The 262-nt window shown below is 42.4% G+C and carries 1 tRNA gene; it reads left to right on the forward strand.

Features of this window, described 5'->3' with window-relative positions:
* Window positions 1–53 precede the first annotated feature (53 nt).
* Window positions 54–129: transfer RNA gene (locus H4J56_RS19460), tRNA-Ala, on the forward strand.
* Window positions 130–262 lie beyond the last annotated feature (133 nt).

A 262-nucleotide genomic window follows, 5' to 3' on the forward strand; every position in this document is an offset into this window, starting at 1 on the left:
GTTTCACGAGTGTCTACACAAATTACATGATAACAAATTAGAAGAATCCCGATGGGGCTATAGCTCAGCTGGGAGAGCGCCTGCCTTGCACGCAGGAGGTCTGCAGTTCGATCCTGCATAGCTCCACCATCTTAAATTCTACCGCGTTAGTTCGCAGCTTGTGTAGTAAACTACACGACGCTACAAACTGCCTTGTATAATATAAGAGACCATTATGATTCTTCATTAAAGAAAAGACCAAATTAAGGTTTACTTTCGTCAT

This window comes from Colwellia sp. BRX8-4, from assembly GCF_014077345.1.
Classification (GTDB): Bacteria; Pseudomonadota; Gammaproteobacteria; order Enterobacterales; family Alteromonadaceae; genus Colwellia_A.